The organism is Janthinobacterium silvisoli, assembly GCF_014200725.1.
Lineage (GTDB): Bacteria > Pseudomonadota > Gammaproteobacteria > Burkholderiales > Burkholderiaceae_D > Janthinobacterium.
The window spans coordinates 1,984,152-1,999,937 of the sequence record NZ_JACHCL010000001.1; the positions used below are offsets into that span (position 1 = coordinate 1,984,152).

Genomic DNA, 15,786 nt, shown 5'->3' on the forward strand with positions numbered 1-15,786 from the left:
CTTACTTCTGCGCCGCATCGAGCGCCAGATTCAGTTCCAGCACATTCACTCGCGGTTCGCCAAAAAAGCCGATATACGCGGTTTTCTGTAGCTTGGCGATGGTGTTTTCCACCTGCGCCAGGTGCAGGCCGCGCACGCGGGCCACGCGGCGCGCCTGGTACACGGCGGCGGCCAGGCTGATTTCAGGGTCCAGGCCACTGCCCGAGGCCGTCACCAGGTCGACCGGAATGGCGGTGGTATTGTCAGGATCGGCTTCTTTCAGGGCAGCGATGCGTCCCTTGACGGCGTCCACCAGGGCTGGATTACTCGGCCCCAGGTTGGAGCCGCCCGAGCCGGCGCCGTTGTTTGCCATCGGCGAGGTAGCCGATGGACGGCCCCAGAAGTACTTGGGCGAGGTGAAGGACTGGCCGATCAGGGTCGAGCCGACCGGCTTGCCATCGCGCTCGATGATGCTGCCGTCGACTTCGTGGCTGAAGGCCAGCTTGCCAATGCCAGTGGTGGCGAGAGGATAAATCACGCCGCAAATCACGGTCAGCGCGGCGAACAGGACGACTGCGGGGCGAACGATAGTGCTCATGATATTACCTTTAAACGAAATTGAGGGCGGACAAAATCATGTCGATCAGCTTGATGCCGATAAAGGGCAGGATGATGCCGCCCACGCCATACACCAGCAGGTTGCGGCGCAACAGGCTGGCCGCGCCGATAGCGCGGTACTGCACGCCCTTCAATGCCAGTGGTATCAGCACGACGATGATCAGCGCATTGAAGATCACGGCCGACATGATGGCCGACGAGGGGCTGGCCAGGTGCATGATGTCGAGCGCCTTCAGTTGTGGATACGTGCCCACGAAAGCGGCCGGGATAATGGCGAAGTACTTGGCGATATCGTTCGAAATCGAGAACGTCGTCAATGAACCGCGCGTCATCAGCATCTGCTTGCCGATTTCAACGATTTCCAGCAGCTTGGTCGGATTCGAATCGAGGTCGACCATATTGCCTGCCTCTTTCGCTGCCTGCGTGCCCGAGTTCATGGCCACGGCTACGTCGGCCTGGGCCAGCGCAGGCGCATCGTTGGTGCCGTCGCCCGTCATCGCCACCAGACGGCCTTCGGACTGGTAGCTGCGTATCAGTTTCAGCTTGTCTTCCGGCGTGGCTTCGGCCAGGAAATCATCCACACCCGCTTCAGCGGCGATGGCGGCGGCCGTCAGCTTGTTGTCACCGGTGATCATGACCGTCTTGATGCCCATGCGGCGCAATTCGGCAAAGCGCTCCTTGATGCCGCCCTTGACGATATCCTTCAGTTCCACGGCGCCCATGATGCGGCCATCATCGACCACCACCAGCGGCGTGCTGCCACGTCGCGAGATGTCATCGACGGCGCGCGCCACTTCTTCCGGATACGGCTGGCCCAGCGCTTCCACATACTTGCGCACGGAATCGGCCGCACCCTTGCGCACTTCGCGCACGGTGTGTTCATCGGCGCCAGGAATATCGACGCCGCTCATGCGGGTCTGCGCCGTGAATGGCACGAAGGTGGCGTGCAGGCTGGCCATTTCGCGTTCGCGGATATTGAAACGCTGCTTGGCCAGCACCACGATGCTGCGCCCTTCCGGCGTTTCATCGGCCAAGGACGCCAATTGCGCCGCATCGGCCAGTTGCTGTTCCGTCACGCCCGGTGCAGGCACGAAGTTCGATGCCTGGCGGTTGCCCAGGGTGATGGTGCCAGTTTTATCGAGCAGCAGCACGTCCACGTCGCCAGCTGCTTCCACCGCACGGCCGGAAGTGGCGATCACATTGGCTTGCATCATGCGGCTCATGCCGGCCACGCCAATCGCCGACAGCAGGCCGCCGATGGTGGTCGGGATCAGACACACCAGCAGCGCGATCAGCACGGTGATGGTGACGGGCGTGCCGGACTTGGCGGCCGCCACGGCGAACAGCGAGTACGGCAGCAGTGTTACGGTGACGATCAGGAAGACGATGGACAGAGCCACCAGCAAGATCGTCAGGGCGATTTCATTTGGCGTCTTCTGGCGCTTGGCGCCTTCGACCATGGCGATCATGCGGTCGATGAACGCTTCGCCAGGATTGACGGATACGCGCACCAGCAGCCAGTCCGACAGCACGCGGGTACCGCCCGTCACAGCCGAAAAGTCGCCGCCCGATTCGCGGATCACGGGCGCCGATTCGCCCGTGATGGCGCTTTCGTCGACCGAAGCTACGCCGGCGGTGACTTCACCGTCGGCAGGGATCACGTCGCCCGCTTCGACCAGCACCGTCATGCCCTTGCGCAGGTCGGTGGCTGGTGTTGGCAGCCAGGCCGTGCCGTATTTCGGCGTTTGCATCTTCTTCGCCATCACGGTTTGCTTCAGGGCCCGCAGCGAGGCTGCCTGGGCCTTGCTGCGGCCTTCTGCCAGCGCTTCGGCGAAGTTCGCGAACAGCACGGTAAACCACAGCCACACGGCGACGGCGGCGATGAAGCCGAATGGCGCCTCTCCCTTGCCGGTCAAGGCCTGGATCGCCAGCATGCTGGTGATGATGCTGCCCACATAGACCACGAACATCACGGGGCTGCGCCACTGCGTGCGGGGGTCGAGTTTTTTAAACGCATCGATGATGGCGGGGCCTATCAATGCGGAATCGAATAACGTCAGGCTTTTGCGTGACATGGTAGCCTCTTATTGGGTGAAAAGTTGCAGGTGTTCGATGACGGGGCCCAGGGCCAGCGCCGGAACATAGTTCAACACGCCGACCAGCACCACGATGCCGATCAAGAGCATGATGAACATCGGGCCATGCGTGGGCATGGTGCCCGAGTTGGCTGTCAGGCGCTGCTTGTTGGCCAGCGAGCCGGCGACGGCCAGCACCGGCACAATCACGGCAAAACGGCCGAACCACATGGCAATGGCCAGCATCACGTTATAGAACGGCGTGTTGGCAGACAAGCCGGCAAACGCGCTGCCGTTGTTATTGGCGGCCGAGGTGAAGGCGTACAGGATTTCCGAGAAACCGTGTGCACCAGGATTGGCCACGCCCGCCGTACCAGCATCGACCATCACGGCGATCGCGGTACCGGTCAGCACCAGCGCTGGCGTTACCAGAATGGCCAGCGAGACCATCTTCATTTCATAAGCCTGGATTTTCTTGCCCAGGTATTCAGGCGTGCGGCCTATCATCAGGCCGGCGATAAAGACGGCCAGGATGGCGAACATCAGCATGCCGTACAAGCCTGTGCCCACGCCGCCGAAGATCACTTCGCCGAACTGCATCAGCAGCAGCGGCACCATGCCGCCCAGTGGCATATAGGAGTCGTGCATGGAGTTGACGGCGCCGCAGGAAGCCGCTGTGGTGATGGCAGCGAACAGGGTCGACGAGCTGATGCCGAAACGCGTTTCCTTGCCTTCCATATTGCCGCCCGATTGCAGGCTGCTTTGCTGTTGGTCCACGCCCAGGGTTTGTAGCGCAGGATTGGCTTGCTGTTCCGCGCCCATCACGCCCGCCGTCAGGGCAACGAAGATCAGGGTCATGGCCGCAATCACGGCCCAGCCCTGGCGCATGTCACCGACCATGCGGCCAAAGGTGAAGCACAGGCCGGCCGGGATCAGGAAGATCGCCAGCATCTGCAGGAAATTCGACATCACGGTCGGATTTTCATACGGGTGGGCGGAGTTGGCGTTGAAGAAGCCGCCACCGTTCGTGCCCAGCATCTTGATCGACTCTTGCGAGGCCACCGGGCCCATGGCAATCGTCTGCGTCTTGGCCACTTGCGCTTCCATCACCGGTTTGCCGGCGGCGTCGAGCACAGGCTGGCCATCGGCCGTGGTTTTTGGCGTTTCATACGCCACCTGGTCAAGCAGGGTCACTTCCTTGTACGGCGAAAAATTCTGGATCACGCCTTCGCCCATGAAGACCACGGACAAGGCCAGCGACAGCGGCAGCAGGATGTACAGGGTGGAGCGCACCAGGTCGACCCATAAATTACCGATCGATTTACTCGAACGCGAAGAAAAGCCACGGATCAAGGCAAAGATCACGGCGATGCCGGTGGCCGCCGAAAAGAAATTCTGGCAGGCCAGGCCCAGCATCTGGGTCAGATAGCTCATGGCTTGTTCGCCGCTGTAACCCTGCCAGTTGGTGTTGGCGACGAAGCTGACGGCGGTATTGAACGAGGAGTCGGGCGTAATCGCGGGCAAGCCCTGTGGATTGAATGGCAGGATGGCTTGCAGACGCTGCAGGCCATACACAAATAAGGCGCCCAGGGTATTGAAGACGATCAGGGCGATGGCATAGCCTTTCCAACCCATGGCCTTGTCGTTTGACAATCCCGCCCAGCGGTACAAGAGGTTTTCACATTTCTGCAGCCAGCCCAGGCCAGGCACGGGCGCGTCGCCGGCCACCTTGGCCATGTACAGGCCCAGCGGATAGGACAGGGCCAACAGCACCACCAGGAACAGCACCAACAACAGTATCGATTGGGTCGTCATTACAGTTCCTCCGCCTTCAGCAGCGCTACCAGCAGATACACGAGCAAGCCGGCCGACACCACGGCGCCCAGTACATAAAATGCGTTCATTTCACGCTCCCTAATTTGTCGCAGGCGATGGCGAAACCCGCCACCACCACGCAAAACACGGCAATCAAGCCGATATAGACGATATCCATTCCCACCCTCACTCAGGTTTGTGTTGATAAAAGCAGGTTAACAAAAAGGGTATAAAAAATTGGTAAAGACTGGGGAGCGCCATGTAAACAACATGTAAAAATCGGGGCGGCAGCGCGTAATTGGACTTACATTAGTCCTAAAACGCCGCCATGCGGCGCACCATTGTTGCCAAGGAGTAGCGCTATTGCTCGCCGATCAAGATAGAATGCGCAAGCGTCCGCACAAGGACGCCATGCCTGCCGCCTGCCCTCCCCCAGTGACGCTGGACGGGATATACTGTATATTTATACAGCTATCGCCGCCGCTGTCATTGCGCCTGCAGTGCGCTGGCCTGGCGTTCCAACCCTTGTTTTTATTTAGCTTGAACACGTATGGCCACTAAAAAACCAGCATCCGACTACAGCGAATCATCCATCCGTGTCCTGAAGGGACTGGAACCGGTCAAGCAGCGTCCGGGGATGTACACCCGCACTGAAAATCCGCTGCATATCATCCAGGAAGTGATCGACAACGCCTCCGATGAGGCGCTGGGCGGTCATTGCACCCATATCGCCGTCACGCAAAACACGGATGGCAGCATCACCGTCGAAGACAATGGCCGCGGCATTCCTGTCGGCCTGCACCCCGAAGAAGGCGTGCCGACGGTGGAAATCGTGTTTACGCGATTGCATGCGGGCGGCAAGTTCGACAAGGGCTCGGGCGGCGCCTACGCGTTCTCGGGCGGCTTGCATGGTGTCGGCGTGTCCGTCACCAACGCGCTGTCCTCACGCCTGGAAATCACGGTCTGGCGCAAGGAAAGCGACGGCAACGGCCTGCACCACATGGTGTTTGCCGATGGCGATGTGATCGAGCCATTACATTCGAAACCGGCGCCGCGCGATGGCAAGAAGTCGGGCACGCGCGTTACCGCCTGGCCGAATCCGAAATATTTTGACTCGCCGCAGATTTCGCAAGTTGAACTGCAACGCCTGCTGCGCTCGAAAGCGGTACTGCTGCCGGGCGTCACCGTCACGCTGACCAACGCCAGGACGGGCGACACGCAAACCTGGATGTATGCGGAAGGCTTGCGCGGCTACCTGACCGAAGCGCTGGCGCAAACCTCCAGCGGCGAAACCCTGATTCCCCTGTTCGAAGGCGCGCAATACGCCAACGGCGAGAATGACGGTTTCGCCGAAGGCGAAGGCGCGGCCTGGGTGGTGGCGTGGACGGAAGAAGGCGCCATCGTGCGCGAATCGTATGTCAACCTGATTCCCACCTCGAATGGCGGCACGCATGAATCGGGCTTGCGCGAAGGCTTGTTCGGCGCCGTGAAAAACTTCGTCGAGATGCACTCGCTGCTGCCCAAGGGCGTGAAACTGCTGCCCGAAGACGTATTCGCGCGCGCTTCTTTCGTGCTGTCGGCGAAAGTGCTGGACCCGCAATTCCAAGGCCAGATCAAGGAACGCCTCAATTCGCGCGACGCCGTGAAACTGGTCTCGACCTTCAGCAAACCGCCGCTGGAACTTTGGCTGAACCAGCACGTCGAATACGGCAAGAAGCTGGCCGAGCTGGTGATCAAGCAGGCGCAGTCGCGCCAGCGTTCACTGCAAAAGGTGGAAAAGAAAAAATCCTCAGGCGTGGCTGTGTTGCCGGGCAAGCTGACCGATTGCGAATCGTCTGACATTACGCGCAACGAACTGTTCCTGGTCGAAGGTGACTCGGCGGGCGGTTCGGCCAAGATGGGCCGCGACAAGGAATTCCAGGCCATCCTGCCACTGCGCGGCAAGGTACTGAACTCCTGGGAAACGGACCGTGACCGCCTGTTTGCCAATAACGAGATCCACGATATTGCCGTGGCCATCGGCGTCGATCCGCATATGCATGGCGACACGCCCGACCTGTCCGGCCTGCGCTACGGCAAAATCTGCATCCTGTCCGATGCGGACGTCGATGGCTCGCACATCCAGGTGCTGCTGCTGACCTTGTTCTTCAAGCATTTCCCCGCGCTGATCGCCAAGGGCCATATCTGTATCGCCCGTCCGCCGCTGTACCGCGTCGATGCGCCGGCGCGCGGCAAGAAACCGATCCAGAAAATCTATGCGCTCGACGATGGCGAACTGCTGGCCATCGAAGACAAGCTGCGCAAGGAAGGCGTGAAACAGGGCGCCTGGTCCATCTCGCGCTTCAAGGGCCTGGGCGAGATGAACGCCGAACAGCTGTGGGAAACCACGATGAACCCGGACACGCGCCGCTTGCTGCCCGTGACCCTGGGCGAAGTCGACCACATGGCCTCGGCCGCCCGTTTCAATATGCTGATGGGCAAAGGCGAAGCGGCCGGACGCCGCGCCTGGATCGAAGAACACGGCAATGAGGCAGAGGCAGATATTTAAATGATCATCGGCATCGACCTCGGCACCACCAACAGCCTGGCCGCCATCTGGCGCGATGGCAAGGCAAGCATCATTCCCAACGCGCTGGGAGAGCACCTGACCCCGTCCTGCGTAAGCATCGACGAAGACGGCAGCGTGCTGGTGGGGCGTGCCGCGCGCGAGCGCCTGCAGACGCACCCGCAGTTGACGGCGTCCGTCTTCAAGCGCTATATGGGCAGCGAAAAGAAAATCTCCCTCGGCACGCAGCAATTCCGTCCCGAGGAATTGTCGTCGATGGTGCTGCGCGTGCTGAAGGAAGATGCCGAAGCCTTTCTCGGCCACCCGGTCAAGGAAGCGATCATCACCGTGCCTGCGTATTTCAGCGATGCGCAGCGCAAGGCTACGCGCATTGCCGGCCAGCTGGCGGGCTTGCGCGTGGAGCGGCTGCTGAACGAACCGACGGCCGCCGCGCTGGCCTACGGCATCCGCGACAAGGAACAGGAAAGCAAATTTCTCGTCTTCGACCTGGGCGGCGGCACCTTCGACGTCTCGATCCTGGAACTGTTTGAAGGTGTGATGGAAGTACGCGCCTCGGCCGGCGATAATTTCCTCGGTGGCGAAGACTTCGTCACCGTGCTGGTCGAGGCCTTTCTGGACGAGAGCGGCTTGCGCAGCGCCGCCGGCAGCCGTCTGTTCGACACGCGCCAGCAGCAGTTGCTGCGCGACGAAGCCGAACGGGTCAAGCGCCTGCTGTCGGAGCAGCCGACGGCGCGCATGAGCACGCGTTATCAGGAAAAAGACTATCACTGGGAAGTCAGCGAAGACAAACTGGCGCAGCTGTGCGAACCGCTGCTGGCCCGCTTGCGCGTGCCGGTGGAGCGGGCACTGCGCGACGCCACCATCCGCGCCTCGGAACTCAATGAAGTTGTGCTGGCTGGCGGCGCCACGCGCATGCCGCTGGTGCGTAAACTGGTGTCGCGCATGTTTGGCCGCTTCCCCGCCATTCACCTGGACCCGGACGAAGCCGTGGCCCTGGGCGCCGCCGTGCAGGCGGGCCTGAAGATGCGCGACGCGGCCCTCGATGAAGTCGTGATGACGGACGTGGCGCCGTATTCGCTGGGCATCGGCATTTCACGCCAGGTGGGGCCGAACCAGTATGAAGGCGGCCACTACATGCCCATCATCGAGCGCAACTCGGTGGTGCCCGTCTCGCGCACGGAAAACATCACCACCATTCACGACAACCAGAAAGAGATCAATGTAACGATCTACCAGGGCGAATCGCGCCTGGTGGCCGACAACGTTTTCCTGGGAAAAATCACCTTCCCGATACCGGCAAAAAAGGCCGGCGAAGTGGGCATCGACGTGCGTTTTACCTATGACATCAGCGGCGTGCTGGAAGCGGAGGTGACGGTGCTAGCCACGCAGGAACGCCACAAGATGGTCATCAGCGACAACGCAGGCGTGATGACGCCGGAACAGATCGAACAGCGATTTCTTGAGCTGGCCGACCTGAAAATCCACCCGCGCGAACAGATGGAAAACCGCACCCTGATTTCACGCGCCGACCGCCTGTACGAACAGTCGCTGGGCGATGTACGCAATTATCTGGCGCATCATACGGCCGCGTTCCAGGCCGCGCTGGAGACACAGGACTCGAACACCATCCGCAAATCGCGACTGGCGCTCGATGAGGCACTGCGGCAAGTTGAAAGCGAAAGTTTCCTGTAAATGAACGACGGCATGCATCAAGGACAGCGCAGCCTGTGGGATATTCTCGGTACGGAACCCACAGGCGACGAGCGCGCCATCAAGCGCGCCTATGCGAAGCAACTGAAAGTCACGCGGCCCGACGACGATCCAGCCGCCTTCCAGCAGCTGCGCGATGCGTACGAGTATGCGCTGCGCAACGCGCCCATGTTTGCCGTGCAGTGGCAGGAGCAGGAACAACAGCAAGAGCCGCAGGAAGAAACCATAGCACCTGAAACACAAGCTGCACCTGCCGAACTGTGGGGTGTGGTGGCACAGGAAACGGTGCCCGCGAACATGCCATCGCCTGCGCCCGAACTATGGGGCATCGTCGCCATCGATCCGGCCGAACAGGCAGCCGGCTTGTGGCATGAACTGATGACGCTGGCGCAGCACCACAATGCGGCCGACATGCTGCCCGGTTTCATGCAAGGCGAAGAACTGCTTAATCTGGACGTGCGCGAAGAATTCGAGCTGTGTGCGCTCCATTACTGCGCCAGCGAAGGCTATGACCTGTCGCTGCGCCAGGCCCTGTTCGACATACTCGGTTGGAATGAAGACCATGCTTATCTGGCCCGCCGCCAGCCGGAGCTGATGCACAACGCCATGGCACGCTACCGGGCCGACCGGTCCTACGCCCTGTTCCTGGACAACCGCGACCAGCATCGCGGCATCGCCTGCCTGCTGTCGCAACAACCACCATCGGCTTACGGGCGGCAGTTGTTCGACCAGGCATTTACGGAAGAAGTCAAAGATCTGCTGCGTACAGTGCGCTGGCACCATCCGGAAATGCTGGTCTACAAACTCGATGAAGATCTGTTTCAACGCTGGGAACACGCTGTCCATAGCAAGCGCTATTTCAAGGACACGGCCCTCACCTCGATAGGTCTGGGTTGCGCGCTCAATTTCATGCTGGCGACCATTGCTGGCGTAGCGCGCCTGCAGCTGCTGCAGCCGCAATGGACCAATTTACTGCTCTGCCAGGCGCTGGCTTTTACGCTGATGGCGATGCATGCCTTCAGCTGGCCTGCTCCGCTATTCGCGCGCTGGCAATCACTGAAAGAGCGCAGTGTCGAAAGCCTGCCGGTCTTGCGCGAACGTCCAGCGCTGTTGTATCTGGCCTGGATAGTACCGTTCCTGGTCGTCGGCGTACTGTACTTCATACCGTCGCCAGGCAACGCCCTGCGCATTGCGACCACCAGCGGCTTATGCTTCGCTACCTTGATCGCCGGCGCCGCAAGCCGCTCGCTACTGACTGGCAGACAATTGCTGTACATGGTAGGACTGACCTTGTTTTCCACCCTGATCATCATGGGCAAGGGAACGTCTGCCGTGAACGGCAACGAAGGCATGATGCTGTCATTCTGCGCGCTGATGCTGGCCATCCGCGCCAAGGAAGGGTTGTATGCTGCATGTGGCGGCACCGTAGTCATGCTGCCACGGTTGCGCATGGCATGGATCATCGGCTGCATCACCTTGATACTGGAACTGTATCTGCATCTTTTACCCGCCGCCCTGCTCGGTGCAGCATTGTTTGCCTGGTCTTGCATCGGCATGCTGCTCGCGCCCTGTGAGTTCAACGTGAAGGCTGGCTGGCCGGTGGCGCTGGCGCCTGCCATCACTTCTTTCATACTGGTCCATCAGCAGGACGCCACGCAAATGCAACCGCTGCTGCGCCTGGCCGTCGTCCTGGCACTGGCAGTGCTGTACTTCACCGTACGCAGTATTTATCAGTCCTACCGCATGTCTTTGTCTAAACCCGGGCTGTCATAATCAGCGCCATACGTTCAACCGCAACCATTTAAATTACTGAAACTCGCACCATGTCCACACAAACCAATTTATTTGACGATGCCCAGCCTGAGCCCATCGAGCCGGATGAACCGGTATTCGACGGCGAAGCGCTGACCCTGTCCACCTTCGCCGAACGCGCCTATCTCGACTACGCCATCTCGGTGGTCAAGGGCCGCGCCCTGCCCGACGTCTGCGATGGCCAGAAGCCGGTGCAGCGCCGCATCCTGTACGCGATGAATGAGCTGGGATTGAATGCCACGGCCAAGCCGCGCAAATCGGCGGCCGTGGTCGGCGACGTGCTGGGCAAGCTGCATCCGCACGGCGACCAGTCCGTGTACGACGCGCTGGTGCGTATGGCGCAAGACTTTTCGCTGCGTTATCCGCTGATCGATGGACAAGGTAACTTCGGCTCACGCGACGGCGACGGCGCGGCGGCGATGCGCTACACGGAAGCGCGCCTGACCCCGATCGCCAAATTGCTGATGGATGAAATCGGCATGGGCACGGTGGATTTTCAGGCCAACTATGACGGCTCGACGGAAGAGCCAAAGCTGCTGCCGGCACGCCTGCCGATGGTGCTGCTCAATGGTGCTTCCGGTATCGCCGTGGGCCTGGCGACGGAAATCCCATCGCACAACCTGACGGAAGTGGCCAAGGCGGCCGTGGCCATGATACGTGATCCAAAGATCACGCACGCCGAGCTGATGGCCATCATTCCTGGCCCGGATTTCCCGGGCGGTGGCCAGATCATCACGCCGCCATCGCAAATCCAGGACATGTATGCGAGCGGCCGTGGCAGCATGAAGGTACGCGCGCGCTGGAAGATCGAAGAGCTGGCGCGCGGCCAGTGGCAAGCCGTGGTCTCGGAACTGCCACCGGGTACTTCGTCGCAAAAAGTACTCGAAGAAATCGAAGAGCTGACCAATCCGAAGATCAAGCTGGGCAAGAAAGCGCTGTCGCCGGAACAGGTCGCGCTGAAGGCGCTGATCCTCAATTCGCTCGACACCATCCGCGATGAATCGGGCCGCGCTGCACCGGTACGCCTGGTGTTCGAGCCAAAATCGAAAAACCAGGATCAGAACGAATTCATGCTGATGCTGCTGGCGCACACGTCGCTGGAATCGTCGACCTCGATCAACCTGGTGATGATAGGCGGCGATGGCCGTCCGCGCCAGAAGGGTTTGGGCGATATCCTGCGCGAGTGGATCGATTTCCGCTTCGCCACCGTGACGCGCCGCACGGGCTACAAACTGGGCAAGGTCAGGGACCGCATCCATATCCTGGAAGGCCGTGAAGCGATCCTGCTCAATATCGACAAGGTGATCCACATCATCCGCAATTCGGATGAGCCGAAAGCGGCGCTGATCGAAGCGTTCAATTTGTCCGAACGCCAGGCTGACGATATCCTGGAAATCCGTCTGCGCCAGCTGGCGCGCCTGGAAACCATCAAGATCCAGCAAGAGCTGGCGGAACTGCGCAAGGAAGAAAAATCCCTGCAAGACTTGCTCGATAACCCGGGCTCGATGAAGCGCGCCATCATCCGTGAAATCGAAGCAGATGCGAAACAGTTTGGCGATGTGCGTCGCACCCTGATCGAAGAAGCGCAAAAAGCAGTCGCCGAACAGAAGGTAGTCGATGAACCGGTGACCGTCATCATTTCGGAAAAAGGCTGGGTACGCGCGCGTACCGGCATCGGCCACGATGCGGCCCAATTCACCTTCAAGGCCGGCGACTCCCTGCACGGCGCCTTCGAATGCCGCACCGTCGATACCCTGCTGGGCTTCGGCAATAACGGCAAGATTTATTCGGTGCCGGTAGCTGCCCTGCCCAACGCGCGTGGCGACGGTGTGCCGATCACGACCCTGGTCGACCTGAGCGGCGGCACGCCTGGTAACGCCATCCGTATCCTGCATTACTTTGCAGGCAATGGCGCCACCAATCTGCTGCTGGCGTCCAACGCCGGCTATGGTTTCATCGCAAAAGCAGGCGATATGGCCAGCCGCTTGAAAGGCGGAAAATCGTTCATCACCCTGGACGATGGCGATGTGCCACTCGAACCAAAAGTGATTCCTGACGCGGCCAGCGCCCTGGCTTGCGTCACGGACGGCGCACGCCTGCTGGTATTCGGCCTCGATGAAATGAAAACCCTGTCCAAGGGTGGTACCGGCGTCAAGCTGATCGAACTGGAAGGCAAGGACAAATTGCTGGCCGTGCAGCCGATCACGCAGCGCGGCGTGGTGGTGTCGGGCATAGGCCGGGGCGCGAAGCCGCAAGATGTCTCGCTGGGGGCTACCGCGCTGGGTGAGCACTTCGGCAAACGCGCGAAGAAAGGCAAGCCATTGGCATCCAAGCTGAAACCGCAGAAGATGACGGCGATAGGCTAGACTAGTATCGTCACTGAAAAAAGACAGGCTCGCCTGTCTTTTTTTTTCGCCTGTTGCTATCAAGAGCAGCTACTGTCAATACCGCGCCAGCCTGAGGATATCTGCCGCCGCTTCGACAATTTCTATCACCTCTTGCGGCGCAGCCGACGTACCGCCTAGCGCATAACGGTTCATGCCCAAGGGGATCAGCGCGGTAGCTGGCCTCGCGCGGGGCCTGTCATCGGGACCGGGCGCCATGCTCGTCACCATACCGGCGCCGTTGGCGGCCACGTCGAAATCAAGCACCTTGCGCCCCTTGCGGCTGGGTGGAAAGGCAAACGTGGCCGTGGGCCGGTACACTTCGATACCGGCGGCATCTTCCTCGAACGAATGCGTCCAGCTACCGCTGGGCAGTGCGCTTGTCATGCCATGCATGCCATCTCCCTCCCTTAAAAACACGATATTACGCCGGCCAGGTTTTCATAGCCGCTCACGGAGGGCGACCAGGCCGTGCCATTCCACGCCTTGTGGAATAGCGCGCCGTTGCTTCCCCTGACGAACACGTCCAGGCGGTTCGCCGCCCAGGCCGTGGCGCGGGGGCGCGAAGTGCAAATGCCGCCCAGGTTTTCAAAACCTGTCAGCGACGGTGCCCAAGCCGTGCCATTCCATGCCTTGTGATACAGCGCGCTATCCGTACCGATAACGAACAGGTCTAGCCGGTTTTCCGCCCACGACACGGCTTCCACTTCACCGACACAAATACCGCCCAGGCGCTCGTAGCCATCGATGGACGGCCCCCACTTCGCGCCATCCCACCACTTGTGGTACAGCGCGCCATCGGTGCCGGTCACAAACACGTCGAGACGGTTAGTGCCCCAGGCCACGGCCTTCGGCGACGAGCTACAGATGCCGCCCAGCCGTTCATAGCCCGTCAGCGACGGTCCCCAGGCCGTGCCATCCCACCACTTGTGGTACAGGGCGCGGTCCGTGCCGATAACAAACACGTCAAGGCGGTTCGGCCCCCACGCCACCGCTTCCGGCTGTCCCAGGCAAATGCCGCCCATCGCTTCGTAACCGGTCACCGAGGGTCCCCAGGCCGAGCCATTCCACCATTTGTGATACAGCGCGCGGTCCGTGCCGACGACAAACACATCGAGCCGGTTCGGCCCCCAGGCCACGGCGCGCGGATCGCCTACGCATAAGCCTCCCAGCGCTTCATAGCCTGTCAGCGACGGTCCCCAGGCCGAGCCATTCCACCATTTGTGGTACAAGCCGCTGTCGCTGCCGGTAACAAACACATCGAGCCGGTTCGCTCCCCACGATACCACTTGCGGCGCACTGGTAACTATGCCGCCCTGCGCTTCATAAGCGGTGACGGACGGCGCCCACGCCGTCCCATTCCAGGCTTTGTGATACAGCGCACTATCGGTGCCCACAACGAAGACGTCGAGGCGATTGGCGCCCCAGGCCACCACGGGCGAAGAACTCTGGCGTGGTGTCGTCCCACCGCCACCACCCGCCGCCGTGCCGATGCTGGCGCGCGGACCATCGAGGCAAGCCTGCATGCGCGCCACCTGGCCAGCCGTGAACATGAACATGGCGGGGTCATCCACGTAATCCATATAATTCATGAACATGTCGCCATTCGGCCCGTTATTGCACGACACATGCGGGAACGAAGGCGTGCCCGTATTCGCGCCACCCTGGTTCGGCGTATCGGCCACGTTATCGGTACCCGTGCAGCCTGTGCCATCGTCGCCCCAGATATGATTCAGGTTTAGCCAGTGCCCCACTTCATGCGTGGCCGTGCGACCCAGGTGGAAAGGCGGCGCCGCCGTGCCGATGGTACCAAAGGCCGATTGCAGTATCACCACGCCGTCGGTAGCAGCCGGGCCACCTGGAAACTGCGCATAACCGAGCAAGCCGCCACCGAGCTGGCAGATCCAGATATTGAGATAGGTATCGGCCGGCCAGGCATTCATGCCACCGGTCGCTTGCGACTTGACGGCATCGTCGGCGCCAAACGAGGTGACGCTGGTCTGGCGCCGCTCAATGCCGCTGGTGGCCGCGCCATGGGGATCGAGCGTGGCCAGCGCAAATTCCACGCGCGCGTCGGCCGTCAACGGCAAAAAGGGGGCGGGTGTATTGGCCACGTCCGTGTTGGTATGCCGATAGTCGCGGTTCAGCACATCGATCTGGCTGGCCACTTGCGCGTCCGAGATATTCTGCGCCGCCGTATTCCACACCACGTGCACCACCACCGGTATGGTGGTCACGCCCGAGCGGGCAGCAAGCCCCTGGTCGCCCTCATACAGGCCAGCCAGGTTTTCGATCTCGTCGCGCACGCGTGCATAGGAGGGATCTTCATTCAGCAGGCGGCGATACACAGTCATCGTGGCACAGGTGCGTACCTGCGGCGTGCCGCCCCCCTCGCCATTGGCGCCGCCGTTAGCACCGCCATTTCCGCCATCCATGCCTGCCCCACCACCTGCGCCGCCCATGCCACTGCCAGTCCCCGCGTTCATGCAACTGGCACTGCCCATATCGTGCTCCGCGCCAGGCATACCACCGGCATGAATGGCCGCCTGGTCGGCGTACGATACGCCCAGGCGCTCATCCACGTCGCCTTTCACGTCGCCCTCGATGGGCATATCTGGCATCGTTTGCCGGTCGCCAGAACCGCTGCTTGCTACTTTTTTCGTTCTAGTGGTGTTCATGATGTATCCCTTTCAGTCTGCCTGCCAATTCACTATGGCATGCAGAAAACATGATGAATTGAGAAACATCAAGACTGAATAGGACGGCTGACGAAAGCGGCGGGCAAAAAAAAAAGACAGCCGTAGCTGTCTTTTGCGCTGCAGGACCA

The 15,786-nt window shown here is 60.9% G+C and carries 10 protein-coding genes; 4 read left to right on the forward strand and 6 right to left on the reverse strand.

Annotation, left to right across the window (positions count from 1 at the left end):
* Position 1: 1 nt before the first annotated feature.
* From kdpC to kdpF, 4 genes are read right to left on the reverse strand one after another with little or no spacing between them, the layout of a single operon-like run.
* The gene (gene kdpC, locus HDE75_RS08945) at positions 2-577 is read right to left on the reverse strand and encodes a potassium-transporting ATPase subunit KdpC (RefSeq protein ID WP_183674820.1); all 576 of its coding nucleotides are present in this window, start codon (positions 575-577) and stop codon (positions 2-4) included.
* Positions 578-587: 10 nt separating this feature from the next.
* Positions 588-2,672 carry a potassium-transporting ATPase subunit KdpB gene (gene kdpB, locus HDE75_RS08950; protein WP_183674817.1) on the reverse strand — a complete coding sequence of 695 codons (2,085 nt, stop codon included), beginning with the start codon at positions 2,670-2,672 and terminating at the stop codon, positions 588-590.
* A 9-nt stretch (positions 2,673-2,681) separates the two neighbouring features.
* Positions 2,682-4,487, reverse strand: coding sequence for a potassium-transporting ATPase subunit KdpA (gene kdpA / locus HDE75_RS08955; RefSeq protein WP_183674814.1), 1,806 nt, complete (start codon positions 4,485-4,487; stop codon positions 2,682-2,684).
* Positions 4,487-4,576, reverse strand: coding sequence for a K(+)-transporting ATPase subunit F (gene kdpF / locus HDE75_RS08960; protein ID WP_034746483.1), 90 nt, complete (start codon positions 4,574-4,576; stop codon positions 4,487-4,489). Before kdpF ends, kdpA begins: the two co-directional genes overlap by 1 nt.
* A gap of 461 nt (positions 4,577-5,037) precedes the next feature.
* Between kdpF and HDE75_RS08965 the strand changes: the two genes are divergently transcribed.
* Genes HDE75_RS08965 through parC form a run of 4 tightly spaced genes read left to right on the forward strand, consistent with a single transcriptional unit; the run spans position 5,038 to position 12,941 of the window.
* Positions 5,038-7,035: a DNA topoisomerase IV subunit B gene (locus HDE75_RS08965; protein WP_183674811.1), complete on the forward strand. Its 1,998-nt coding sequence runs from the start codon at positions 5,038-5,040 to the stop codon at positions 7,033-7,035.
* On the forward strand, positions 7,036-8,745 hold the full coding sequence (locus HDE75_RS08970) for a molecular chaperone HscC (protein WP_183674808.1): 1,710 nt from the start codon (positions 7,036-7,038) through the stop codon (positions 8,743-8,745).
* A 12-nt stretch (positions 8,746-8,757) separates the two neighbouring features.
* Positions 8,758-10,536 carry a J domain-containing protein gene (locus HDE75_RS08975; protein WP_183674805.1) on the forward strand — a complete coding sequence of 593 codons (1,779 nt, stop codon included), beginning with the start codon at positions 8,758-8,760 and terminating at the stop codon, positions 10,534-10,536.
* A gap of 50 nt (positions 10,537-10,586) precedes the next feature.
* The gene (gene parC / locus HDE75_RS08980) at positions 10,587-12,941 is read left to right on the forward strand and encodes a DNA topoisomerase IV subunit A (RefSeq protein ID WP_183674802.1); all 2,355 of its coding nucleotides are present in this window, start codon (positions 10,587-10,589) and stop codon (positions 12,939-12,941) included.
* Positions 12,942-13,016: 75 nt separating this feature from the next.
* Here the strand turns inward: parC and HDE75_RS08985 are convergent, their stop codons facing one another.
* The gene (locus HDE75_RS08985) at positions 13,017-13,355 is read right to left on the reverse strand and encodes a hypothetical protein (protein ID WP_183674799.1); all 339 of its coding nucleotides are present in this window, start codon (positions 13,353-13,355) and stop codon (positions 13,017-13,019) included.
* Between the two features lie 14 nt (positions 13,356-13,369).
* A complete protein-coding gene (locus HDE75_RS08990) occupies positions 13,370-15,637 on the reverse strand; it encodes a DUF8189 domain-containing protein (RefSeq protein WP_221291777.1) in 2,268 nt (755 codons plus the stop codon).
* Positions 15,638-15,786: the final 149 nt, after the last annotated feature.